This is a genomic window from Deltaproteobacteria bacterium GWA2_45_12 (assembly GCA_001797365.1).
Taxonomy (GTDB): Bacteria; UBA10199; UBA10199; order UBA10199; family UBA10199; genus UBA10199.
In genome coordinates this window covers 26944-52153 of sequence record MGPH01000024.1, presented here as the reverse complement: position 1 = coordinate 52153, position 25210 = coordinate 26944, and the positions used below count along the sequence as shown (strand labels likewise).

Here is a 25210-nt window from a genome sequence, read left to right as displayed (position 1 = left end):
GCAAAGCTTGTATCGTCGTCTTTACCAGAAGAATTTGGAAAAGACAGAAAAAGGGAAAATTGTTGCTATTGAGGTCGAAAGTGGTGACATTTTTATCGGTAACACCACAATCGATGCCGCATTAAAAGCCAAAGCAAAATATCCACGTAAAATTTTCTATTTCAAGAGAGTTGGATACCCTGCCGTACACTCCCTCAAAGGGTTTGTTCCTGTTAAATAAATAAACAATGTTTCTTAAAGGTCACATCACAGAAGATCTGGAACCCATCTTGAACGATCTTTTTATCCTTGGGAAATCCGGCAGCAAGTTGCCTCTTCATGCAATTCTCGATACCGGTTTTAACGGAGAACTTGCCCTTCCAATGAAACTCAAGTCATCTTCTCAATTGTCACCTCTTGGCGTTAAATCATTTGAATTAGCCAATGGACAGATTGTGCAGCAGGAAATTTTTTTAGCGACACTTCTCATAGATAAAAAAAGATTTCCGGTTGAAGCCACATTGACACATTCAACGACTGCTTTGATTGGAATGGAATTGATTCGCAATAGAGTTTCTATTTTTAATCTGAAGACAAATAAGATTTCAGTCCGGTAGATATTGATTACGCCGCCTGATGGGCTTCTAAACGAGGTAAATTCACACGGGCGATGGGTTGGATGCGCAGGTTTTCCGATAATTCTTGATACGACAAAACGGAGAGTTGGGGGAATTCTAGTTCTATAATCTTTCTAAAATATCGTCTAATTTCAGCCGTAGTAAGGATGACCGGTGGCCTGGCTCCCGGAGGAAATGGGTGCGAGGCGATTTCTTTTCCAACGGCTTCGATCAAGTCTTGGGTGATTTCCGGATCAAGGGCCAAATAATTTCCCTTTTCAGTGGTGCGAATGGCTTCGCGTACGGTGTCTTCAATTTTAGGGTCCAATAAATAAACGGCCAGTGTGTTGCTGTGTCCGGCATATTTATGCGTGATGTAGCGTTTTAATCCGGCACGGATATGTTCAGTAAGCATGAGGGTGTTCCGTTCCACTTCGGCCCATTGGGCCAGGGTCGAAAAAATATTTTTCAAATCGCGGATGGCCACTTCTTCCTGCACCAGTCTCTGGAAAATTTCAGCCAGTTGCAAAACGGTGATCACTTTTGGAACGAGTTCCTTGACCAAGGCCGGGTGTGATTTTTCCAATTCGTTTAATAAAGTTTGAATTTCCTGTAATCCCAAAAATTCATGCGCATGTTTGCGCAGCACATGGGAAAGGTGCAAAATCAGATATTCCGAAATATCCCACATACGAAAGCCGGCTTGCACGGCCACTTCCTTGTATTCCTGCGAAACCCAAGTGACGATGGACCCGTCGATGGGATGGATGGTTTCTTTTCCGGTAATATTAAAAAGTTGCAATTGCTCCAGGGGCTCGCCCACCAAAATGCAGCCCTGCATGATTTTCCCGCGGGCCACGGGGACTTCGTTAATATTAATGACATACCCTTCGGCTTCCATGTCCACCGTTTGACCACGCACCTGAATGCCGGGAAAGTTAACACCCAATTCATAATAAAGGCCGTGGCGTAAAAGGGGGATGAGTTCATTAATGAAACGCCCGCCATCTTTTGAGTCATCCACAAAGGGGATGATGGCGCTCCCTACTTCAAGTGAAATTGGGGCGGGCATAATAAAGGGAAGTTGGTCCCCGTGTTTTTCGATGGCTTTTTTGACTTTTTCTTCCTTGGGCTGGTCAATAATTTCCTGCACTTTTTGTTCGCGTTTACGTGTGGAATAAAAAGCGTAAAGGCCCATGGTGATAGACAGAGCAAAAAAAGGAATTTTAGGGAGCCCCGGCACAAGCCCCATGCCGGCTAAAAGCACGGCAGCAATGCCGAACACTTTGGGATAGGCTGTAATCTGGCTGATGATATCTTTTCCCAGATTTGAATCCGTCCCTTCGGAGGAAACACGGGTGACAACAATACCGGCGGCCAGTGAAATGATGAAGGCTGGAATCATGCTGATCAAGCCATCCCCGATGGTAAGAATGGAATAAAGTGTGGCCGATTCACCAAAGGTGAGCCCCCGTTGCAGCACACCGATGATCAAGCCCCCAATGATATTGATGGCGGTGATGATCATGCCCGCAATGGCATCGCCCTTGACAAACTTCATGGCACCGTCCATGGCGCCGTACATTTGTGATTCGCGCTGCAAGGTGGACCGACGGACTTGCGCTTGTTCCATGGTGACAGTGCCGGCGCGTAAGTCGGCATCGATGCTCATTTGTTTCCCAGGCATGGCATCCAAGGTGAAGCGAGCGGCCACTTCAGAAACACGTTCAGCGCCTTTGGCCACGACAATGAAATTGACCAGGGTGATGATCAAGAACAACACAATCCCCACCACAACATTGCCGCTGGCGACAAACTCACCAAAGGCTTGAATGACTTCTCCTGCATAACCTTGGGAAAGAATCAAACGTGTCGAAGAAATGTTGAGGGACAAACGATACAAGGTGGAAATAAGCAGGATGGTGGGAAAAGAGGCCAGTTTTAAGGAATCAGAAATATACAAAGCCACTAAAAGAATAATCACTCCAATGCTTAAAGAAATAGTCAGGCAAACATCAATAAGCCAGGTGGGAAGGGGAATGATGATCATGGCCAAAACCGCCATGACAAGACCTGCAATGATAAGATCGCTATATTTGGCGATGAGAGCGTTAATGTCTAAACTAAGCTTTGGCATCAGATTGAAAGTATAGCAAAAGACGGGCCAGAAGACAGAGGGCTTTTTTGAAAAAATATTTGGAATATTGATGGGTTATAGGGTTGTAAGAAAGAGAAGAGGAAGTAAATGGGGTTGTTTTCCTAGTTATTTCAATGGTTTGAGGTTTAAAAACCCCTAAAAATAATTCCAAAAATATTTGAAAATTTGTGTGAGAAAGTACAGGTGTGATGCTTCGCTGAATTTTTCTTACCTTAAAAGCCATTCTTTAAGAGGTATGCCCTGTATTTGATCTGTTTGGAATTGGTCATTCTTGGTCAAAACCTTGAGCTTTGTTTTGGCGGGAAAGGCTTTGGTGAACCAATAAAATTCCTGGGGAGAAACTTTATTTTGATATTTTACTTCGATGAAATGGGGAACAAAATCGACTTCTTTTTTCCCTGACCAATAACCCAAATGGGCATCCTCTCTCTTTAGCTCTTGACACACCACACTTTCGGCAATTTTTCCGGCCAATTCCGGATTGAGATGTTTAGCAGGATCTATTCCCGAAAGAGACCCTCCCCCAAGGAATAAATGGAAGAGCAATGGATCGATCGGATAGTATTTCCGGTTTTTTTTGGGGGAGATGAGATTTTTTTGTGGATCGATCCAGGGAACTTCGGTGACAGCAAAGCAATTGCAAAGGAGTTCCATGTACTGCCTTGCGGTTTCATTGGAAGTAATCCCCATTTCTTGCGCTAGGGTATGTTGCGAAAAACCGGTTTGGACGCGTTTTCCCATGGCTTGAACCATGTGTTTTAAAATGAGATCGGATTTCCCCCGTTTGAGAAATTCACCTTTGATCCAGCTCCAGTAAATTTCACCCACATAATCGGGAACCACCTTAAGCCTTAAGTATTCATTGATAGCCCAGGGAAATCCACCAACGATGAAATATTCATCCAAGGTCAGGTGGTCTTTGAGTAAACGATAAGATGCGGGGAGTACTTCAAAACTGGTTTGGGAATGCCTGCCCCTGCGACCGGGAAACAATTCACCGGCTTCTTTAAGAGAAACCATCGACGAACCCGTATAAACAAAGCAGACAGACTTAAGGTGACCTCTGTCAGCCAATAATTTAACAGCTCGTGGCCATTCAGGAATGCTTGTAATTTCATCGATAAAAACAAAAACCGTGCTCTTTTTTTCTCGTTCGACGAAATCAGTCACTATGGAAAGAAGCTCTCTCCAAGACTCGAGAGCATCCCCCTCGATCAGTATAAGATTTTGGGGAAGGAATTTTAAAAGTGCTTTTTTAGCTAGCAGGTGGATGAGCGTGCTTTTCCCCACTTGGCGGGGACCCAGGATGCTAAAAATTCCTTCTTCCAAGGGGATTTTTTTGAGAACCTCATCCAAATGGGGAAGGCGAAGAGGATTTTCCTCAAGTTGTCTTAACTTAGGATCCTTTTTTTCCCAATGAGAGTCTCCTAACCAGGGTTGCTGAATCATGATATTTGTTAGATATCAAATTTGATATCTAATGGCAATCAAAAAATATATAAAATCACGTAACTATTTTAAGTCCCATGCGATAAAGGAGCATCAACTTATTATCAGAAGGTTTTTTTATGGCTATGCCAACAATGGGCTTAAGACCCCACAGCAAGTTCATACCGCGTATGGTTCATGTGCCAGGGAGGATTTATACCCCGTGGTTATAACGGCTTTAAGGATGCACCCAAGCAACAAGTCCGTGTCAAAGACGTGTTCTTGGCCAGTCACCCGACCACGGTTGCAGATTATGCTCGCTCCTTGGGTGATCAACCTCTTTTGGGAAGATTAGCGACTGACACAAGAACAGGTCAGGCCCATATCTATGAGATTGGAACGAATGCAGATGATTTAGAAACAGTTCCTCTTTCCATTGAATTTTCGGATTTAATGCTTAGTCACGAGGTGGTGGAGTTAGCCCCCGTCGCGAGGATTGGATCAAAACTTTGCGCGATAAAGGAGAGGAATTTGCCATAGACAAACACCCTGCCGTTTATGTCAGCCATTATGGGAGCTTGGCTTATAGTCTTTGGTTGAATCAACAAACGATTGCAGAACGTGCCCGTTTGGGTTTGGGCGTGTTTCGGTTGCCGACGGAAGCTGAATGGGAGGGGGCAGCTAGAGGTCCTGAAGGGACTTTTGAATGGGGAACTTCTACCGGGGAATTGAGCCACGAATTAGCGCATTATGATGCAGAGGCAACAGCCCCAGTGGGGAGCAAACCCGGGATTTTGTACGGAGCTGCAACCTTGAGCGGAATTCCTGAAGAGTTGAAACCCTACCTTGATGAAAAATTGTTCGACATGGCTGGCAATGTCTGGGAATGGACAGCCGATTGGTATGGGGCCTATGAGATGGTAAGAAATGGCAAGGTTCTTGAGTATCCAACAGGACCCGTTTTAGGCCAATGGCGTGTTCTTCGCGGTGGTTCCTTGTACAGTGTTGATCCGGGCGTCTTGCGCGCGGCGTTTCGCAACCTCGACCTTCCCGATTATCGTGGCAACGATTTCGGGTTTCGGTTGGCTGTTTCGCCCGGAACTCCCTGATGCATCACTCGTAATTCAAGGGATGAGCGTGATGGGCTGGGGGTTTTTAAGTATGATACTCCGCATTCAAATGAATGTAGTCGTAGGTAAGGTCCGACATGAAAATGAAGAATTCTCCGCGGCCCATGTGGCAATCAACTTTAATATCCATATCCCGTTTTTTCATATAGGTATTTAGAGCATCCATACTTTTTCGTTTGACTCCACTGCCGTTTTTGACCACTTGATGCGAGCCAATCCACACATTTAATTTTTCTTGAACGATGGAAGCTCCTGAATATCCCACCGCAGCCATGATGCGCCCCCAGTTCGGATCACATCCAAAAAGGGCTGTTTTCACGAGGGGGGAGTTTCCGATGGCGTAGGCGATTTTTTTGGCTTCGGATTCGTTTTTTGCGCCTTTAATTTCAACACGGCAGCATTTGGTGGCGCCTTCTCCATCCAGCGTAATTTTTCTAGCCATGTCTTCTAAAAGAGCGGTGAGTTGGGTCTCGACTTGTTTGCCTTCGCGACTTGTGACGGAGAAGGTTTTGTTACCAGCGCGCCCATTGGCGAGGATGAGAACGGTATCATTGGTCGACGTATCTCCATCCACCGTGATGCGGTTTAAGGTTTTATCGACTGCGTTTCTAAAGATTGTTTTTAAGGTTTTGCGGTCAAATCGAAGATCGGTCACCACGTAGGCTAGCATCGTGGCCATGTTGGGGCAGAGCATGCCGGCGCCTTTGGCAAGGACGGCGATCGTATATTTTTTCCCACTGATAGTTCCCGTGGCGGTGGCATATTTTGGGTATTGGTCTGTAGTCATGATGCCGCGGACGGCATCCATGAAATAATTTTTCCCCATTTCATTTTTGGAACGTCGAATGCCCTTGATCAGGGTGGACATGGGAAGAGTGTCGCCGATTTTCCCGGTGGAACAGACGAGCACTTCATTGGGGTTTAATGCATATTCCTTCGCCGCCACTTTTTGGGTTTGGAGGGCGTCTTGCATTCCTTTCATTCCCGTGCAGGCATTGGCCACCCCGCTGTTGATGACGATGAGCCGGCCGATTCCCTTTTTAACGACATCGCGGCACACCGTGACGGGAGCGGCGAAAACTTTATTGGTGGTGAAGACGCCATCCACAAGGGTATTGGGCTCTTCCGAATAAATGAACGCGATGTCTTTTTTGCGGATGTCATCCTTGATGCCGCAATGGAAGCCGGCGAATTGAAAACCGGGGATGGTGTTTTTTTTTGGTTTCATGTTGGTTCCGGTATCACCCTCCCCCTCACCCCCTCCCCTTTCCGCGTACCGGAATCCCGCTACGCGGGACAAGGGAGGGGGGAATAATCCCCTCTCCCCTTGTGGAAGAGGGTTAGGGAGAGGGGTTCATCTCACGCCCCATGGCATTTCTTGTATTTTTTTCCGCTTCCACACGAGCATGGGTCATTTCTTCCCACTTTGGGGACGTCGCGCGTCACCGTTTGCACCTTTGCGGGCTGGCTCGGTTGGGCGGGTTTGAAACCCGCCCCTACGGGCCCCACGGGATTGGGTGCAGAAGCATGTTGCATTTGCATGGGGGCCATGGTTCTTCTTTGCGCGGGGATTTCTTCGCCCTGTTTTATCTGAACGCGCATGAGTTTTTCCAGGCTATCTTCTTCAAAACGCATCATCATGGCCTGAAAGGCGGCAAAACCCTCTTTTTTGTATTCCATGCGAGGGTCTTTTTGGCCATAACCGCGAAGCCCGATTCCTTCCCGCAAATGATCCATGCCCAAAAGATGATCTTTCCACAGGGTGTCAAGGCTTTGAAGGAAGATGAACTTTTCGACCTGTCTTAAAATGGAACTGCCGTACTCAGTTTCCTTTTGTTCGTAAATTTTGATGGCCTCATTATAAATTTTTTGTCCAATGGCATCGTTACTGGCCATTTTGTCTTCGCTTAATTCAAGTTTAAAACCAAATTGCTGCAACACTTTTTCCTGCAATCCTTTCAGGTTGAATTCCTGGCGCCCCTTGGGGTCAAATTCTTCCGAAATGGAGGTGGCGATGACATCAATGATATCAAGCACGGTATCTTTGAGATTTTCTCCCTGCAAAATGGATTTTCGTTTGGCATAAACCGTGGTGCGCTGTTGGTTCATCACATCATCATATTCAAGAACATTTTTGCGGATTTCAAAATTGTGGGCTTCCACTTTCTTTTGGGCCGTTTCGATGGCACGCGTGATCCATGGGTGTTCAATGGTTTCATCTTCTCCCATGCCAAGCTTGCCCATCACATTGGACAAACGGTCCGAACCAAAGATGCGCATAAGGTCGTCATCAAGGGCGATGTAAAAGCGGGTGGCCCCAGGGTCCCCCTGACGACCCGCACGACCGCGCAACTGGTTGTCAATGCGGCGCGACTCGTGGCGTTCCGTACCAATAATGTAAAGCCCGCCGGTCTGGATTACTTTGTCCCGTTCTTGTTTGCATTCCTGTGAAAATTTTTCGAGATTCTTGAGGTATTCTTCTTCGGGGCCGTCTTTACCCACGGCATCGCGGGCCAAAAATTCCGGGTTCCCTCCCAGCATGATGTCCGTACCACGACCGGCCATGTTGGTGGAAACCGTGACAGCCTCAAAACGTCCGGCCTGAGCTACAATTTCAGCTTCGCGTTCATGGTGTTTGGCATTCAAGACATTGTGGGGGACCCCACGGCGTTTGAGCATGTCGGATAAAATTTCAGATTTTTCGATGGCAATGGTTCCCACCAAAATGGGGCGGCCTTTATCGTGCAGCGTTTTTATTTCTTCGACAACGGCCTTGAATTTGGCATTTTGGTTTTTATAGATGACATCATTGTAGTCTTCGCGAATATTGGAACGGTTTGTGGGAATAACCGTGACATCCAGATTGTAAATTTTTGAAAATTCCGCAGCTTCGGTGTCGGCTGTGCCCGTCATCCCGGAGAGTTTTTTATACATGCGGAAATAATTCTGGAACGTGATGGAGGCCAGTGTCTGGTTTTCGTTTTCAATGCGCACGCGTTCCTTGGCTTCAACGGCCTGATGCAAGCCGTCGGACCAACGTCTGCCCGGCATAAGGCGTCCGGTGAATTCATCCACAATGAGAACCTTGCCGTCTTTAACCACATATTCGACATCGCGTTTGTAAAGAGTGTGAGCCCGGAGCGCCTGGTTGACATGGTGAAGAATATCAATATGGCGCATGTCAAAGAGATTTTCGATGTTCAGCCTTTTTTCAACTTCAATGACGCCTTCCTCGGTAAGAACCACCGTGCGGCTTTTTTCATCAATTTGGTAATGCTTATTTGCTTCAAGCCCGGGAATGATGGCGTTGATGCGGACATATTTGTCGGTTGATTCTTCAGCGGGGCCCGAAATGATAAGCGGCGTGCGTGCTTCATCAATCAGGATGCTGTCCACTTCGTCGACAATGGCAAAATTCAATTCGCGTTGAACCATCGACTCAACATTAAACTTCATGTTGTCGCGCAAAAAATCAAAACCAAACTCGTTGTTGGTGCCGTAAGTAATGTCATTTTGGTAAGCGGCCTGGCGTTGTTCGTCATTTAACCCATGGACAATTACCCCCACGGACAGCCCCAAAAATTTATAAATCCGCCCCATCCATTCAGAATCACGCCGGGCCAAATAGTCGTTGACGGTAATGACATGTACCCCCTTACCTTCGAGGGCATTTAAATAAACGGGAAGGGTGGCCACCAGTGTTTTACCTTCACCGGTGCGCATTTCAGCAATGCGTCCCTTGTGCAACATGACGCCGCCAATTAATTGCACATCAAAATGGCGCATATTCAGGGTGCGCTTGCCCGCTTCGCGAACAACGGCAAAGGCTTCGGGTAAAATATCGTCGAGGGTATGCCCTTGTTCGAGTTTTTGTTTGAACTGGGTTGTTTTATCACGCAAGGCTTCATCGGATAAGTTTGAAATGGCAGGTTCGAGGGAATTGATTTCAGCCACTAGTGGCTTGAGAGCCTTGATTTCGCGGTCGTTTTTGGTTCCAAAAATTTTACGGGCCAAGGCAAACATACAAGGAGGTCTTTATAGTGGTAAATAGTTTAAGTGCAAAGAAAAATGTTTTGCTTGTTTTTGTGCTATTATTTTTAATCTTATAAGATTAATTTATGATTTATAATATAATCTTATAAGATTATATTTATATTGACAAATTAATCTTATAAGATTAAAAATTAGGCATGAGATCTTCACGTCTTCTTTTTCAGCAAATGGAAAGCAAATTTCAGGAACTTCGGTCTGTTTTGCTTGATTCTCCACGGGATGGATGGATTCGCACCCTGCGTAAGAGCTTAGGGATGAGTCTTACTCAATTGGCCAAGAGGTTGGAAGTGAGTGTGAATGTGGCAAGAATGATGGAAGTGTCTGAAAAGAATAGGACCATCACCTTATCCACCCTGGATCGTGCGGCCAAGGTTCTTGGGTGTCGTGCTTTTATTGTCCTGGTACCGGAGCGTTCCTTGGAAAAAGTTTTACAGGAAAAGGCGCGACAAGTGGCGACACGCCTTGTCCTTAAAAATTTACAGCAGATGAATTTGGAAGCTCAAGGCACGTCTAAGCAATTTCAAGAAGAACAAATCCAAGAGCTCACCCACGAATTGATGAGGCACCCTGATAAACGCCTTTGGGAGGAAATGTGATTTTTGATGACAACCAAACCCTTTCAGGACAAACGCCCCTTGATGCCGATGAGTTGAAAGATCTTATCCCGGGACATATTCAACTCATCTCAGAACTCAACCAATTTGAGTCCCAGAATATTTTAGAAGCGCAGAAAAAATATCTTCAAGGTCGGCGTCTCCACTTTCCCTTGGGGAATCCTGAATTCCTGAAACGCATTCACAAGGATATGTTTGATCACACGTGGCGGTGGGCCGGGCAATACCGCAAATCCGACAAGAATCTCGGTGTGGATTGGTGGAAGATCCCAGAAGAAGTAAAAAAACTTTGCGACAATTTTTCTTATTGGAAAGAAAACGGCACTTATCCACCCATCGAAATGGCCGTGAGGTTGCATCATCGTTTGGTTTTCATCCATCCCTTCCCCAATGGGAACGGGCGCCACGCAAGGTTGGTGGCGGATATTTTTGTGCGGGAAGTCGGTGAAAAAACGCTTACCTGGGGTTCGGGGAATCTTTTTAAAAAAACGCCTGATCGAAAACTTTATATTGCCGCGCTTCAAAAAGCGGATAGCGGAGATTTTAAAAGCTTGATCCGGTTTGCGCAGTCGTAAAAATATTTGTTTCTAACTTTATATCATCAGCAGCATTGATCGCCGATACAATGGCAAACGAGGCTGCGCCCGTCGCCACTATATCTTTCACATTAGTTCGATTAATTCCCCCAATGGCCACAACGGGAACACGACTGAGGTCCACCACTTTCTTTAAGATCCCAACTCCCAAAACAGGGTGTCCTGCAGGTTTTGTTTGTGTGGGAAAAATGCCGCCCAACCCGATGTAGTTTACATCTTCATTCTGGGCAGCTCTTGCTTGGTCAAGCGAGTGGGTTGAAAGGCCAATGATTTTATTTGGCCCGACAATTTTTCTTGCTTGAGAAACAGGAATATCCTCCTGCCCCACATGAACTCCATCGGCATCTACATCGGCGCAGATTTGGGGGTTATCATTGACGATGAAGGTGAAGCCATGTTCTTTTTTAAGTGCCATGATTTCTTTGGCGATGCGGGTAATCTCTGAAATGGATTTGTTTTTGATCCGAAGTTGGATGATTTTGGCGCCGCCCTTCAAAAGTTGACGGGCGAGTTCTGCGTGCGTGAGATGCGGGCAATAGGTCGTGTCTGCGAAGGTGTAAAGGCCTTGGATTTTATTTTTTCCTTCGGTCAATTTTCAACTCCTTGATCTTTTTCCGGAGCGTATTCCGATTAATCCCCAAGATCTTCGCGGCTTGTATTTGGTTTTCCTTTGCTTTGGCCAAGGCTTGGCGGATGAGCGGACGTTCCATCAGAGGCAGGAAGCGGTCGTAGAGGGCGTTGGGTTTTTCGCCCACCATTTTTTGCAAAGATTCTGAAATCAAGGTCTCGAGCTGATCCGGGGCGATTTCTTTGAAGGAAGTGATCGGGCTTCCCTGATCCAGCGCTTTCAAGTGGATGGCTTCGAGCGTGCCCGCAGTAGTCAATACGGTTACGCGTTTGAGGAAGTTTTCCAGCTCACGCACATTGCCGGGCCAATTGCGGTTGACTAAAATTTCGAGAGCCGATGTGGAAAGTTTTTTGGGTGCGCCTCCAAAATGTTCAGCATTCTGGTTCATGAAATGTTCGACTAAAAGAGGAATGTCATTTTTCCTTTCGCGCAAGGGGGGCAATTCGATGGGGACGACATTCAAACGGAAGAAGAGATCTTCCCGAAATTCTTTGTTCTTCACCTTTGCCGCCAAATCTTGATTGCTTGCTGCAATCACACGAACATCCAGGGAAATGGTTTTGGCCTCCCCCAGGCGCTGCACTTCTTTTTCCTGGAGAACGCGCAGCAGCTTGGATTGCAGCCCAAAGGGCATGTCGCCAATTTCGTCAAGGAACAAAGTGCCACCATTGGCTTGCTCAAAAAATCCCGTTTTATCTGAAGTGGCATCGGTATAAGCGCCTTTCTTGGCGCCGAAGAGTTCGCTTTCAAGCAAATTTGCGGGGATGGCCGAGCAGTTCACGGCCACAAAGGGTTTGGCCGCGCGGTTACCGCTGTGGTGGATGGCTTGGGCGACGAGTTCTTTTCCCGTTCCGCTTTCTCCCTGAATGAGGACGGTCACATCCTGATTGGCGACGCGGCCGATCATCTTGTGGATGTCGCGGATGCTTTTGGATTTGCCGATCAAGGTTCCGGGAGTTGGCTTGCCTTGGCGTTTTAAAATTTCCACCGTGGATTTAAGCTCACGCGTTTCCAACGCACGATCCACAAGGAGAAAGACTTCCTCGATGTCAAAAGGCTTGGTGATGTAGTCGAAGGCGCCGCGCTTCATGGCTTCAATCGCGTTTTCCATCGTGTCTTGTGCGGTCATGATGAAGATGGCAGGTTGGGAGGGGAAATCCCCCTTGGCATTTAAAATTTCCAACCCCGTTTTCCCGGGCATGCGAATGTCGATGATGGCCACGTCGATGGGCTGGCTTTTGAGAAAGCCCAAAGCTTGCACGCCTTCTTCGGCTTTGATCACGTCAAAGCCTTTGCCCTTCAAAGCTTTTGAAAGAATGGTGCGAATACTTAATTCATCGTCGGCGATAAGGATGGTTGGCATAAGTTTGATCATTTCGACTCCGCTCAATGACCGCTCAAGAGGTCCCTAAAGTGGAGTGGTTCCCGAGCGAAGTCGAGGGATCGAAGGGACTGTTTGGTTACACCGGCAAATACACCGAAAAGATACTTCCGCTTCCCGGTACGCTTGTTACCTGAATATCTCCCCCATGTTTTTCAATAAGCTGATGGCACAGGGTAAGCCCCAAGCCCGTTCCTTCGGGTTTGGTGGTAAAAAAAGGCAAAAAAATCTGCTGAACCTGTTCGAGGCTAAGTCCCACCCCCGTATCTTCAATAGTCACCCCAATGACTTGCCGGGTTTTATTTTTTTGTTTCAGCCTGAAATCGGTCACAAAACGTGTTTGCACTTTAACAAATCCTTTTTTGGCAAGTGACTGCCAGGCATTTTGAATCAGGTTGAGAAAAACCTGGGACAAGGCTTCAGGGTCTGCCTTAATGGCCGGCAGGCTTGGGTCAAAATTTTCATGCCATTTTACAAAGGAGGGGGCCGCCTCTTTTTGGAGGACCAGAATCTGATGCAAAATCTGGTTGATGTTGCATTTCTTTTTTAACAGTTTGCGAGGCTTGGTCAAGTTCATCAAATCGGAAATGAGGCGATTGACACGAATGGTTTCCTTTAAAATGATTTCGGCATATTCACGGGAATCCCTGTTTTTAAGTGTTTTGGAGAGCATCTGACTGGCGGCTTTAATACCGGCTAACGGGTTTTTGATTTCGTGTGCCAGGCCTGAGGCAATGGTGGTGAGGGTGTTTATTTGGTCGATGCGCTTTTTGTGTTCTTCAAATTTCTCACCTAAGGTTCTATCATAAAAAATAAGACAGGTGAGTTCGATCTTGTCGTCTGTGGCGAAAAAAATTTCGACATCCATGGGATGGATGCGTTTGAAGGGGCCTTTAATGTCGATGTCTCTTAGGTTAAAGGACCCATGAGTCTGGAAAACCTTGTCGATGTTTTGGGCAAGAAGGGGATTGTCTTGAAGAAAGGCATGAAATGTTTTTGGAGCCTCCATGCTTGTGGTGTTACTCAGTTCCAAAAAAGGGACATTGCCTGTAACCCACGCATGGGGGTTGGTCACAAACACGGTCGGATGGCGAAAATGCTTTAAAAATTGCTCCAAAGTAAGGTTCATAGGGGTGCCTATTTTTTAGGCAATAGCAGGAGGGGCAAAAAGAGGCAACAGGATTATAAAGGGGACAAGAATTCTTGTATTTTTAAGCACATGGTTCGACGGAAAGTTTCAGCCAGAGGCTGATCCGTCCTTTGGCGGACACCATGTCCGGGTAAGGGCAATTCATGAATTGCCCTTACCAAATAAATTGCTACATGAAGAAAGCATCAATTTCCTTTTTTAACAGTTCCCATTCACTTATGGTGATGATTTTATTTCTGAATTGGGATCCATTGCGGAGCCCTTTGGTATAAGCGCACAAGTGTTTACGCATGTTTTTGATGCCGTTTTTTACGCCAAAAAATTCGAAGAACGATTCATATTGGTCGTAAATAATCTCTTTTATTTCTTCTATGGTGGGAAGGGATTCTTTTTGTTCCAGATAATTCCTGAAAAACCAGGGTTCGGTGATGGCTGCGCGGCCTATCATGACGCCATCGCAACCTGTTTTTTGGATCATCTCATCTACTTGTTCGAATCGGGTAATATCGCCATTGCCAATGACGGGAATTTTTACGTGTTCCTTTAATTCACCAATCAAATTCCAATCAGCCTGACCTTTGTATCCTTGAGTCTTGGTGCGGGCATGCATGGTGATGGCGTCTACGCCGCATTCTTCGGCTATTTTGGCGATCTCTAATGTTTCAGTGTGGCACTTGTCCCAACCCGCGCGGACTTTGATAGTGAAGGGAATGCGCAGGGCGGCTCTCATTTTACTTAAAACATCCCTGGCTTTGAGTGTGTCGCGTAGAAGGGCTGATCCTCCGCCGTCGTTGACGATTTTTTTGGCAGGGCACCCCATGTTCAAGTCGATGATGTCGGGGCCCATGTCCTGGGCTATTTTAGCGGCTTCGGCAAGGGTGTCGGCATCATTGCCAAAAATTTGGAACACAATGGGGCGTTCGCTTTCATCATAGGAAAGCAGATGGCGTGATTTTTTATCCCCCATGGTCAGTGCCTTGGCTGAAACCATTTGGGTGGCCACATAGCCCGCCCCAAAGCGTTTGAGCACACGACGAAAGGCCTTGTGTGTGATGCCGCACATGGGGGCCATCAGAAGCCTATGGGGAATGGTGATATTGCCGATTTTAAACATAGAGCGGGAGAGGGGGCTAACATTCCTAGGAAAAGATGGCAAGGGTGGGTCGTAGGGGCGATTCATGAATCGCCCTTACAATCTACCCCTTTTTACTCATTTCTTCGGCTGTAATATTTTGGGCCGCGGCAATTTTTTGGAGGCTAGAAATGACGGCTTGAATAAGCTGGGGGGCATTTTGGGTGCATTTTTCCAGATTTTGCTGAATGTCGAGTTCCACCTTTTGCAGAGTGACGAGTTCATCCTGAAGGGTTTTGTATTGGCTGAGGCCTTCGTAGGCGATCATCATGTTTTTGGATCTATCACAGTAGGTCTTAAGCAGGTTTGCCATGCCGGTCATGGCTTCGGGCATGATTGTTTGGGCTGTAATCAAGGTTTGAAGTGTTGCCATGTTTTCAGCCGTGATTTCCTGGTGGCGTTTGACAATGAGTTTTTTTTGAATGACTTCCTCGTCCTTGGTGAGTTCCTGGGCATAACAAACAGAACCCATAAAGGCTATAAGAACGGCTATTGAAAAAATCTTGAAGGTTTTCATCAAATCTCCTTTGACCATTGTTTTGTAGGGACAATCCTAGGATTGTCCCTACGGGATTGGCCTTATTTTAATCAATTTTCACAGTCCCTTCCATCACTTTTTCTGGCTCATCGGAATGGTATTTATGGCACACAGCGCAGCTTTCACCGGCAGAACCGCCAGCTTTGTGACAGGGTTGGCAGGTTTTAATGTCGGGAATAAGAATATCTTCGGTTTTTTCGCTCTCCCGATTTTTTATATGGCAGGTGGTACAGGTCATGGCCCGATGGGGAGCATGATGAAACGTGCCCTTATCCAAAAATGAATCCTTCATTTCCACTTTGGGGATGGTGGGAAGTTCCCCTTCTGTCCATTTAAAACTGTGGCACAGCTGGCATTTTTTTCCAAAAAGATGGGCCAGGGCCTTATCCACTTTTTGGGTATAGCCTTCTACAGGGGATGCATCGGCAACGGCTCTGGCCTTGGGGCCTGCAAAATCACGGGTGGGAGTTTGTCCCATGTCCCCTGTTTTCATTTTTTCCTGATAAAAAGATTCAATGAAATTTTTGACCTCTTCCGGTTTTTTGTGGGGGGCCTGGGCATCCGGATAGAAGGCATCAAAAGTAAGGGCATGGCAGCTCATGCAGTGTTCTTTGTGATCGATGGGGGCATTGCGATAAACTCCTGCGGGATCTTTTTCCATATCGACTTTGTGGCAATCACTGCATTGCATGTCGATTTTTTTACCTTCAGGTCCTTCCAACCCCGGCTTCATGTGAATTTTATGGTTTAATTTGATGTCAGTGGAGTCGTTGGTGTTTTTTGAAAGATAGTCCCAGTCCGGATGATCCTTGGTGAAGGAAGTAATATGAGGATTGGCTTTTGGTTCTTTGCCGTTTTCAAGTTTTAAATTGCTATGACATGAGATGCAGCCGGCATTGGAGAGAGGGAGGATTATTTCCCGGGTGTGTTCTGTATGGCAGGAGGCACACCGTGGGGGAGTTGTTTGGTTTTTATTGTGGATTCTTTCGTTGTGGCAGGAAAGACAGGATGTGTCGGGAACAGCGCTAAAATTATTTGTGTGGCAAAGGGAACATTCGTGTTCGAACAAACGGTGGGCGGGAGAAACAGGCCCCGGGCTTACCGACTTTTGGCCACAAAAAAAGAAATCAATCCCAAGCCATGCCACAACAACCAGGCAAAGAATGCCTATAAGGATGTTGCGCCAATACAAAAGGGGCCCCACTTTGTTTAAGTAATCCATTTGAATGCGCGCGGCCAAGGCTTTGGTTGTTCGTTTTGTTTCCATGAAAAATCAATACCACAGGGCCATAATGGCATGGGCCACTGCCAGCAAAAGCAAAGCCATTGAAAGGGGCACGTGAACTAAGAGCCACCCATGCAACCACAAATGCATTCTTCTTTGGCTTTCAAACTGTCTTTTTTCCTCAACAAGTTCTGCCAACCGGGTCAGGCACACATGATAATCGGCCGGTACCCTTAATTTGACCTGGGCAAAAAAACTTTCCACTTTACCCGATGTTCCAAATAATTTTTTGTCATCAGTATCATTCAAAAAAGGACGCAATTCTTTCAAATAGAGGGTTTTGATGACTTCGGTATGCTCGTTGGGGATGCCCTCTTTAAGTTTGGTCATTTTAATTCCTTCGGGGGGAACGATTTCAATCCCCAAAGGGCCGACAATCCCTGTGATCAAAGTGTCGGCTTCAAACCGTAATTGGCTGGAAACATAATCAATCTGGTCAAAAATGGTTTCCATGGGAAGGGTGTTGGTCATGGTGCGGGGTAAAAATTGTTGAAGGACCAAACCCAAAATTCCTGTAAGGGTGACGGTTGCAAGCAACACCCACAAGATAGTTGTCATAAGCCCACCGGTACGAAACCCGCTGTGCAAGAAGACAAAAACAACCAGAAGAAGTGAAAGCCAGATATGGCCCTTCATCCAAGTGCTTCCACGGCCAACACGAAGGACGGGACGTTTTTTTCGTTCACCTAAAAGAGCGGCAAATAGCATCAGTGCCATGGCACTCCCACCAAAAATAAGCCCGGGAATGGTACCGCCGTAAGTGCCGCGCGAGGATGGAAACAGCAGGTACACCACGATGGCAAACGCAGCAACAAAGGTAATGCCAACAAACCAATTTTTATGTGCGCGATCGATGAGCATTTAATTCTGACAGGTCCGACAAATCGGACGCGTCAGACACGTCTGACCCGTCCGATCTGACTATTTAAGAAACGAGGCTTCAGCCCCACCCAGTTTAAAAAACTTCTGTGGGTTTACCCGATGGGCGGCATCATGCGGGCAAATATAAACGCATGAGGGTTCGCCCAAATCGGTGCATAAATCACATGTGGTGGCTTTTTTCTTGGCCACCATTTTTACCTGCCCCGCGTTTTGGGTGTCGGCTTCTTTCACGTCAAAACTGTGCATGTTGATATTGCCATAGGGGCAACTGCGGGCGCACAAACCGCAACCGATACACCAGTCTTCAATGGTGATCTCCAGGCTTTCTTTGCGGCGGATCGATCCAACAGGGCAGCCGGGCATGCATAAAGGGTCGGCGCATTGCCGGCATGAAGTGGCGACCAAAAAATTTTCGTATCGAAGCCCTTCACGAATAAGGCGAGTGACACCATCGTGGGTTGCGGCACAGGCCTGGCTGCAGGCATCGCAGCGTGTGCATTTTTCAAGGTCGAGCACCAACAAATTTTGGGCCTGAAACAAACCTTGGGTTAAAAAATCATCCAGGGGTTGGTCAGAAGGGGTGCTCATCAAATAGCGGTTCATTATTTCGCGGCTTTGGACGGTGGAACGAATTTGAGCGGCGACACTTGGATAACGCACCAGCATTTGTTTGAAGTCATCCAGTTTTACTTTCACCAATTCAACAGGATCCATGGCCGCACAGGTTGCATTGCGCATGACCGTGCCCCCTTCGGGGTGGGGGTTAACCAAATGAATAAGGGCCATTTCTCCAAAAAAGGAACCACGGGGGAGGTAACTTAAAACAAGATCTCCTCCGGGCATTTTTTTGCTCACTTTTACAAAGCCGCGACGGATGATGTAGAAGGCATCGGCGGTATCCCCTTCTTTAAAGATGACCTGACCCTCGTTTAAACTGATAAATTCAACGGATTGTTTCAGGTGATTTAAGAACGCTTCGTCCACTGATGAAAACAGGGGCATACTTTTAAGCTGCGAGGTAAGAGCGCGTTCACGATAGTCAGCGTCCAGTTTCTTTTTGAATTCAGGGTTGCGCTGCAAAACATTCAAAATATTGCGCAGCATCTCGAGCATTTCGCAGTCTTCAAGGGCCACCACGGTGGCGGATCGCGGGTATAAACTTAAGCAGGTCATTTCACCAAACAGATCCCCTTCGTTTAGTTGGGCAATGGGGTTGTTGTAGGCCAGGTTTACGGGGGCATCGATGGAAATAAATTTAGGCGAAGCCATTTCCTTTTCCGTTTGATCCCTTGTTTTAAGGAAACTGGTCATGGTGGAAACGAGATTTTTAAATCCCAGTTTGGAAGCCAGTCTGGATTTTGTGGCTACTTGGGAGAAAGGGGTGTTGATGAAGACCTTCACCTTGCCTTTTAAGATGTAGAAGGCTGTTGAGCCATGTTCCCCTTCGCGGAAAATGACATCCCCTTTTTTGAATTTGCGTAAAGCAACGGCCCCCAGATTTTTTTCGAGCTGGGGTTTGGCCCCTTCGGTGAAAATGGGGATTTTTAAAAGCTCTTCGACAGAAAGCGCCGTGCCTTCAAGTTTGGATTCAATTTCGGCCATGAATTTTATGGAAACTATCAAAAGATGAATTGGAAGGAAAGTGAAAGCTAAATTCTAGCCATTTTTATGAAACTATGGTTAATTCCAAAAAAATGAAACCCATTTGTATTCCTGTTTTTTTTCTGTCTTTTCTTTTTTCCTTTTCGGGGTTGGCCGCTGACAATGCCAAAGTAATGGGGGCGGGCAGTTGTTCGGCCTCTTCCTGCCACGGAGGGACGGGGGAAGAAGATGGGCAGTTTACCCGTTGGTCCATTCAGGACAAGCATTCAAAAGCCTACGATGTTCTTTTTTCCAAAAAATCGGTGAAGATGGCCAAAATTTTGGGGCTTAAAGCCCCTCACGAAGATGAGTTTTGCCTAAAATGTCATGCTACGTTGGTGTCTGGTGATGAACGCGGGCCCAAATTTGATTGGCATGATGGCGTGGGTTGTGAGTCTTGCCACGGAGCGGCCCAAAAATGGTTGGAGCCCCATACGCGCGAAGGGCAGACTCATGCACAGAATGTGGCTTTGGGGTTGGTGGACAACAATAAGCTTTCAACCCGTGCCGAAACTTGCATTGCCTGTCACACCGGGCTTTCGCATCGGGAATATGGAGCCGGGCATCCGGAACTTACCTTTGAATTGGATACTTTTAGTGCCCTCATGCCCCGGCATTGGAAATCCACCCAGCGCTGGGAAGGCGCCCAAAGCTGGTTTTTGGGGCAGGCGGCTCTTTTGGAAAAAGGATTGGTTCATGTGGCAGAAAAAACAAAAAAAGAGGGGCGCGTTGATGAGGCGGATATGACCTGTGTTACTTGCCATCACAACCTGTTTGACGTCGATTATGATTTACCTGAAACCAGCCATGGGTTGCCTGCATGGCAGTCCGGTCATGCCGATGTCATTTTACCCTTCCTTGAAGTAGTGATGCCCCAGCCCACCGATAAACTTAAAGAGAGCTTGGATAAATTGAAGGCCTTGTTTGAAGCGCAAAAAGGGGATGCCGAAAAAATTTCCTCCCAAGCAAGCCATGCCCTGGCCATTTTGAAAAACATGCAGGTCCATTTTACGGACATTGCCTGGAATGCCAGTCTTGTTCAAAGGGGGATGACCCAAGTGGTGGCCAGACGTTTAGATGACCCCAACCTTCGTTTTCGTACAGCCGAGCAAACGACCATGGCCCTGGACGCTTTAAGCCTTTCGATGTCTGAAATCACGAAAAAGGCCCCCATTTTAAAAGCTGAAATCAAAAAAATGTATGAAGTGTTGAATGTGACTGACCCCGCGCGCTTTGCCCGAACGCCCTACAATCAGGTTTTGTCCTCTGTGGCCGCCAAACTAAAAGCCCAACCCCTACCGCAAGCCGACCCTGTTGATGCCACAGAACCCCAAGAGATTTCTGAAAAAACACAAAGTAAACCAGCTTTTTTTGACAGGATACGGCAGTGGTTTAAAAAATAATTTTTTTATTTATCTGTTATGAATGCTTTTTGGAGGATGGATTCCATCCGATGAATAGATTCTCACGGGCATAAGTCCGTGGGAATCTATTCAAGCGCCACAGGCGCGTTGAGGGGGAGGTTCCATCCCGCGGCGCGGGATGGAGGGGGCGACGCGAGCCCCTATGATTGTTAAGCCGCCCCATATTTCTTCACATCATGTTCTTTCCATTGATCTAAGCTAAGCGCGCCGGGCATGGCATCTTGCTTGGCGCCAATGGTGGGGAATTTGCCACACTCATCTGCATTGATTTGGATGTAGTTTTGATAACGCACAGGGACGCTGTCTCCTTTATAGATGGCCTCTACAGGGCAAGCAGGCAAGCAATTGTCGCAGTCAATGCAAGTAACGGGATTAATATAGAGCATTGTAGGGCCCTGGTGAAAAGCATCCACCGGGCAGACGGCAGCGCATTCGGTGTATTTGCAATTGGTACAATGTTCGGTAACGACGTAGGCCATAAAAATACCCTCCCTAAAAAAATTTTTCACAACGGTAACATCCCAAAACATAAGAGACAATATTTTTTTGGATAATGTTTTTCGTAGGGGCGGGTCTGTGACCCGCCCGATATTCTAGACCTGCCCCTACCGTCCGAAAATTGGATAGATGGAAAAATGAAATTGAACGATGCGGGTATTATCGTACAAAAAACATGGCAAAATTTACCCATACATTATTCCCATATTGAATTAGATGCGTTTGTCATCATGCCCAACCATGTTCATGGAATAATTTCAATAAATGTAGGGGCGGGTTTACAACCCGCCCTGATAAATGGGACAAATATGCGGGCGGGTCATGATATTTGGGTCCGGGCAGGTCATGATAGGGTCCGGGCAGGTCACAGACCTGCCCCTACAGGGGGTTATCCGTTGTCTGGGATTGTTCGTGCATTTAAAACATTTTCGGCGATGAATATTAATAAATTTAGGGGCACACGTTATGTTTCTGTCTGGCAACGAAATTACTACGAACACATCATCCGCAACGAATATAATTTGAATCGAATTCGGGAATACATTGAGAACAATCCTTTGAAATGGGAATTTGATCAGGAAAATCCGAAAAATTTCTTCTAATCCCCCACCGTATAAATCTTTCCATCTTTTTTCTTATACAATCTCTTCATCTCCTCTAACGTCAAGGGGCGGGAGCCTAGTCTGCCGAAGACGCTTACCTGGTTTCCACTTTCGTCCACGGCGCGATCACGATCCATTCCCTTAGAAAGGCTCAAGGCGGGTTTGGGGGTTTTGAAGGTGGCAATCAGTTTGGGTTTGGGGATGGGTGAAAATCCATAATAACCATATTGCTCGGGGGATGTTAGCTGGATGACATGCAAACCGTTGATGCCGTCGGCTACATAGGCAAAGAAGCTGGCATTGGTGGCCGCCACGCGCACACCATGGGCATCACTGATTTTTCCACCGGCATTAAACACTTGGTGTATTTTGGGTTTGGTGGGGTTGGTCACATCAATAAGGGCAAGCCCTTGGGGCCCGATGGCTGCATAGGCAAAGGTGCGAGCCACGTAGAGGTCATTTATATTTTCCAAGCCAACAAAAGCTCCCGATACTAAAAATGGTTTTTCGGGATGGGTGATGTCTACCACTTTGAGACCTTCGGTATCTCCCACAAAAGCATAGCGAAATTGAATGGCCACCAAATGGGGAGAGATGAGTCCTTTTTCAAGGGTGGCGATTACCAGAGGGTTGAGGGGATCTTTGGCGTCCACCATCACAAGCCCCTTGGGAGTGGTGATGTAAAGGATGTTCCCGGCCACGGTTAAGTAGTTGGCCCCATCAAGAATATGGTTGGGGTTCAAGACCAAATCTTTTTTAAGAAAATTGTTGCGGGGTTCGCCATCAACCAAGGTGTCCACATTCACCACGATCAATCCTTCTTCGGCATCCGAGATAAAAGCATAATGATAGATGGCGGCCATGGGACCTTGTTCCTTATTTTCAGGAATCACCTTGCGTGTGGGATCCACAGGCATGTTTGTGGGAAGGGCCACACAAGTTGCGTTTTTGGTGTTTACATAGGTTCTTTGCCCCAGGGGCGAAACGGGAGCCGTGACGGTTTTTTCTGAAAATCCCTTGTTGTCAACATTAGCAACATCATAGACACGCAAGCCCTCATGCCCACCGGCGGTATAGAGATATTCACCACGCAGCTGCAGGCATTTAATTTCACCCCCGTGATGATGGTAACCCTTGGTGAGCTTTTGTTTGTTAAGCTGGTGTTTTTTGTAGTTGTCCGGATAAGCGTTTTGATGAAGATAACTTCCAATTACAGCCTGGGGTTCGTCGGTTTCAGTCACTTTAACGGCATCAAATCCATCTTCTTTCCCCACATAGGCATAGCGCCCAAGGAAGTTGACTGTATTGGTTCCCAATAAAAGTGTTTGGGCCATCCATGCGTTGTTGTCGTTTTTCTTGGACAAGTGACAACCGGTGCAATCCTGGGTTTCGGTTTTTCGCACGGTATGGGGGAAATGAGGGTTAAAAGCCTGGGAGGAAAACCCCGGTGTTGAAATGGGGGCTTGTTCAAAATAAATTTGTTCACGATTGGCATTCATCGAACTGATAAGAAGCGCGCTGGAAGAACGGGCGGGGGCATATTTTCCTCCTTTTGAGGGGCCCCATTTGGCCAGCATAAAGGTTTCATCGCGCAGTATCTGCGGGTTGTAGGAAGTCCAATTGCGGGTTTCTTCTCCTTCATAATGCTTCATCTCGCGTTTTTCGTTGGCTTGCTGGGGCAGGTGGCAACCAAAGCAGTTGGTGATCCACGATGTGTGGCAGGTATAGCACATCATTTTTTCTTCACCATGGGCCAAACCCCCATGGGAACTTTCAACCATTTTAGCCTTGGCGGCCTTGGCATTGTATTGGCTGGACCCGGGGTTGATCGTATCGACCACCTGGGGGACATGCCATTCTTTTTCGGGGTCCAGGGAAGACCGTTGATAAACTTGGTCATCCTTCCAGACAAACCGTTTTTTGCCAAAGGGAGTGACTGAGTTGAGTAATGAATCTCCCAAGCCCGCAGGCCCTGTTTTTGAAAGCTGGGCGCGTTCCTTAAACCCGCCGTGGCAATCCTGGCATCCAATGGAAACCGCATCGGCATAGGCTCCATAAAGTTTGCCATCGCCATGGGCGTCTTGGCTAAAATGACAATCCATGCAGTGCATGCCTTTTTCCAGATGAATATCGGCCAAATGAACTGCTTTTTTGAATTTGTCGGGATCGCTGGCGGCAATTTTGTTTCCATCTTTATCCAAAAAATTTCCATGCAGGTCTTTTTTAAACACCGCCCTGAAATTCCAGCCATGTCCGTGATAATCAGCAAACTGAGTAGTTTTCATTTTTTTGTTGTTTTCCCATACGCGGGTCAAAAATTCATTGTCATGCCACAGGCCTTTGGTTACAGCCCCTTCCGGGTTTGCTTCCAAAGCCTCGGCACGTTCGGATTCGGAAAGTTTCTGATTGTGGGGCGGATAAAAATGGGGCGCATCCGATTCATAATCCCACATTTGATACCCGTAGTAGGTGTTTTCAAACGCATTGGGCTGATGCATGTGGCACACCATGCACTGGCTTGACGGGATGCTTGAAGTGAGTTGGTGTTTGATGGGATGACCTGATTCATCTTTTGGGATGGTTGGGTCCTTGGAAAAAGAAAATCCCCGATTGCCATACTGGGAATAAGTACCGGAATGATCGGGATCGCGATCATTGCCATAAACAACATGACAGGACGTACACCCGCTGGAACGATAGTCCCCTGCGTGGTCATTTGTGCCCATAAGCGATAAATGAGGGTCATTTAAACGCGTTTTATGAATGTTAAGAACAGGAGAGCTGATTAATAATTGGGTTCCCAGGCCACGGTCGGAAAGTTTCATGTCGGGTTTGCCGCCTTCATCGAGTTGTAAAAGATTGGTGTTTCCGATTTCGCTGGGATTGATGCGGTTGATTTTTCCACCGCGCTCAAAGGTGCGTATCATGACATCAGCGGGCTGCATGATGTTCCAGCGAGGCAGGGGGACGATGCCGGCTAACACCCCGCGAGATAATTCCTTTAAGCTGGGAGGGGGATGGCTGGTTAATTTGCGTGGCTGGCCATTTTGGTCATAGCTTTCGCCCAAAAAATAATTTTTGGCAGATACGACCCCATTGTTATACGCCCCACCTCCCCATAAAGTGGCTGAAGTTGTCATGATGCTTACAGGGGAGTTTTGAGAGGCTTCGGTGTGGCACTGTCCACAAGTTTGATCTAACACTCTAAAATCGCCCGGGTTCACAAAACGGATCCATTCCTTACTTTCATGAAGAGTGAGTGTGTAAGGACGAATGGGATTAGCCGAAGTTTTCCATTTTTCCGGGAATTTGGGTTTGGGGTGGGCCTTGGCTTTAAGATTTTTATATTCCGCAGAGCCTACTTTTATTTCCGGTTTTCTTGAAATGTCGTTGTTTCCTCCATGACAATCAATGCAGCCCAACCGCACATTGGGGGAGGCGTGCATGTCTTCAACGCCCCGGTGACAAGAAAGG

23 protein-coding genes are annotated in these 25210 nt (G+C 46.9%); 8 read left to right on the top strand and 15 right to left on the bottom strand.

Features of this window, described 5'->3' with window-relative positions; translation table 11 throughout:
- Both A2048_04075 and A2048_04070 read left to right on the top strand, forming a co-directional pair.
- A partial coding sequence (locus A2048_04075; protein OGP09680.1) for a hypothetical protein occupies nucleotides 1–220 on the top strand: 220 nt, incomplete at its 5' end.
- A gap of 7 nt (nucleotides 221–227) precedes the next feature.
- The gene (locus A2048_04070) at nucleotides 228–596 is read left to right on the top strand and encodes a hypothetical protein (protein ID OGP09679.1); all 369 of its coding nucleotides are present in this window, start codon (nucleotides 228–230) and stop codon (nucleotides 594–596) included.
- Between the two features lie 7 nt (nucleotides 597–603).
- Here A2048_04070 and A2048_04065 read toward each other — a convergent pair whose 3' ends face one another.
- The 3 genes from A2048_04065 to A2048_04055 are packed head-to-tail and all read right to left on the bottom strand — an operon-like array spanning nucleotide 604 to nucleotide 4203.
- The gene (locus tag A2048_04065; GenBank protein ID OGP09678.1) at nucleotides 604–2733 is read right to left on the bottom strand and encodes an EscV/YscV/HrcV family type III secretion system export apparatus protein; all 2130 of its coding nucleotides are present in this window, start codon (nucleotides 2731–2733) and stop codon (nucleotides 604–606) included.
- Nucleotides 2720–2977 carry a hypothetical protein gene (locus tag A2048_04060; GenBank protein ID OGP09677.1) on the bottom strand — a complete coding sequence of 86 codons (258 nt, stop codon included), beginning with the start codon at nucleotides 2975–2977 and terminating at the stop codon, nucleotides 2720–2722. The genes A2048_04065 and A2048_04060 overlap by 14 nt, the downstream gene beginning before the upstream one ends.
- Nucleotides 2962–4203, bottom strand: coding sequence for a hypothetical protein (locus A2048_04055; GenBank protein ID OGP09676.1), 1242 nt, complete (start codon nucleotides 4201–4203; stop codon nucleotides 2962–2964). Before A2048_04055 ends, A2048_04060 begins: the two co-directional genes overlap by 16 nt.
- A gap of 177 nt (nucleotides 4204–4380) precedes the next feature.
- Between A2048_04055 and A2048_04050 the strand changes: the two genes are divergently transcribed.
- Both A2048_04050 and A2048_04045 read left to right on the top strand, forming a co-directional pair.
- The gene (locus A2048_04050) at nucleotides 4381–4722 is read left to right on the top strand and encodes a hypothetical protein (protein ID OGP09675.1); all 342 of its coding nucleotides are present in this window, start codon (nucleotides 4381–4383) and stop codon (nucleotides 4720–4722) included.
- Nucleotides 4692–5291, top strand: coding sequence for a hypothetical protein (locus A2048_04045; GenBank protein OGP09674.1), 600 nt, complete (start codon nucleotides 4692–4694; stop codon nucleotides 5289–5291). Before A2048_04050 ends, A2048_04045 begins: the two co-directional genes overlap by 31 nt.
- A gap of 46 nt (nucleotides 5292–5337) precedes the next feature.
- On the opposite strand, the gene A2048_04040 is transcribed toward A2048_04045, so the two are convergent.
- Nucleotides 5338–6540 carry a bifunctional ornithine acetyltransferase/N-acetylglutamate synthase gene (locus A2048_04040; GenBank protein OGP09687.1) on the bottom strand — a complete coding sequence of 401 codons (1203 nt, stop codon included), beginning with the start codon at nucleotides 6538–6540 and terminating at the stop codon, nucleotides 5338–5340.
- Between the two features lie 131 nt (nucleotides 6541–6671).
- A complete protein-coding gene (locus tag A2048_04035; protein ID OGP09673.1) occupies nucleotides 6672–9335 on the bottom strand; it encodes a preprotein translocase subunit SecA in 2664 nt (887 codons plus the stop codon).
- A 167-nt stretch (nucleotides 9336–9502) separates the two neighbouring features.
- On the opposite strand from A2048_04035, the gene A2048_04030 reads away from it, so the two are divergent.
- Both A2048_04030 and A2048_04025 read left to right on the top strand, forming a co-directional pair.
- Complete coding sequence (locus A2048_04030) at nucleotides 9503–9961, top strand: hypothetical protein (protein OGP09672.1); 459 nt, start codon at nucleotides 9503–9505, stop codon at nucleotides 9959–9961.
- Nucleotides 9961–10554 (top strand): hypothetical protein, encoded by a 594-nt coding sequence (locus tag A2048_04025; protein OGP09685.1) that lies wholly within the window; start codon nucleotides 9961–9963, stop codon nucleotides 10552–10554. The genes A2048_04030 and A2048_04025 overlap by 1 nt, the downstream gene beginning before the upstream one ends.
- Here the strand turns inward: A2048_04025 and A2048_04020 are convergent.
- The 8 genes from A2048_04020 to A2048_03985 form a co-directional block, all read right to left on the bottom strand.
- Complete coding sequence (locus A2048_04020) at nucleotides 10523–11146, bottom strand: thiamine-phosphate diphosphorylase (GenBank protein ID OGP09686.1); 624 nt, start codon at nucleotides 11144–11146, stop codon at nucleotides 10523–10525. The genes A2048_04025 and A2048_04020 overlap by 32 nt on opposite strands.
- Nucleotide 11147: 1 nt before the next feature.
- A complete protein-coding gene (locus A2048_04015) occupies nucleotides 11148–12578 on the bottom strand; it encodes a hypothetical protein (GenBank protein ID OGP09671.1) in 1431 nt (476 codons plus the stop codon).
- 85 nt (nucleotides 12579–12663) lie between these two features.
- On the bottom strand, nucleotides 12664–13713 hold the full coding sequence (locus tag A2048_04010) for a hypothetical protein (GenBank protein OGP09670.1): 1050 nt from the start codon (nucleotides 13711–13713) through the stop codon (nucleotides 12664–12666).
- A 190-nt stretch (nucleotides 13714–13903) separates the two neighbouring features.
- Entirely contained in the window at nucleotides 13904–14848 is a 945-nt protein-coding gene (locus tag A2048_04005; GenBank protein ID OGP09669.1) for a tRNA dihydrouridine synthase DusB, read from the bottom strand.
- Nucleotides 14849–14930: 82 nt separating this feature from the next.
- The gene (locus tag A2048_04000) at nucleotides 14931–15401 is read right to left on the bottom strand and encodes a hypothetical protein (GenBank protein OGP09668.1); all 471 of its coding nucleotides are present in this window, start codon (nucleotides 15399–15401) and stop codon (nucleotides 14931–14933) included.
- A gap of 49 nt (nucleotides 15402–15450) precedes the next feature.
- Nucleotides 15451–16671: a hypothetical protein gene (locus A2048_03995; GenBank protein ID OGP09667.1), complete on the bottom strand. Its 1221-nt coding sequence runs from the start codon at nucleotides 16669–16671 to the stop codon at nucleotides 15451–15453.
- Between the two features lie 6 nt (nucleotides 16672–16677).
- Complete coding sequence (locus tag A2048_03990) at nucleotides 16678–17550, bottom strand: hypothetical protein (protein ID OGP09666.1); 873 nt, start codon at nucleotides 17548–17550, stop codon at nucleotides 16678–16680.
- Nucleotides 17551–17610: 60 nt separating this feature from the next.
- Nucleotides 17611–19173: a hypothetical protein gene (locus A2048_03985; GenBank protein ID OGP09665.1), complete on the bottom strand. Its 1563-nt coding sequence runs from the start codon at nucleotides 19171–19173 to the stop codon at nucleotides 17611–17613.
- Between the two features lie 74 nt (nucleotides 19174–19247).
- Between A2048_03985 and A2048_03980 the strand changes: the two genes are divergently transcribed.
- A complete protein-coding gene (locus A2048_03980) occupies nucleotides 19248–20615 on the top strand; it encodes a hypothetical protein (protein ID OGP09664.1) in 1368 nt (455 codons plus the stop codon).
- A gap of 170 nt (nucleotides 20616–20785) precedes the next feature.
- Here A2048_03980 and A2048_03975 read toward each other — a convergent pair whose 3' ends face one another.
- On the bottom strand, nucleotides 20786–21115 hold the full coding sequence (locus A2048_03975; GenBank protein OGP09684.1) for a hypothetical protein: 330 nt from the start codon (nucleotides 21113–21115) through the stop codon (nucleotides 20786–20788).
- A 156-nt stretch (nucleotides 21116–21271) separates the two neighbouring features.
- On the opposite strand from A2048_03975, the gene A2048_03970 reads away from it, so the two are divergent.
- A complete protein-coding gene (locus tag A2048_03970; protein ID OGP09663.1) occupies nucleotides 21272–21736 on the top strand; it encodes a hypothetical protein in 465 nt (154 codons plus the stop codon).
- Here the strand turns inward: A2048_03970 and A2048_03965 are convergent.
- Nucleotides 21733–25182 carry a hypothetical protein gene (locus tag A2048_03965; GenBank protein ID OGP09662.1) on the bottom strand — a complete coding sequence of 1150 codons (3450 nt, stop codon included), beginning with the start codon at nucleotides 25180–25182 and terminating at the stop codon, nucleotides 21733–21735. The two genes, A2048_03970 and A2048_03965, sit on opposite strands and share 4 nt — an antisense overlap.
- Between the last annotated feature and the right edge of the window lie 28 nt (nucleotides 25183–25210).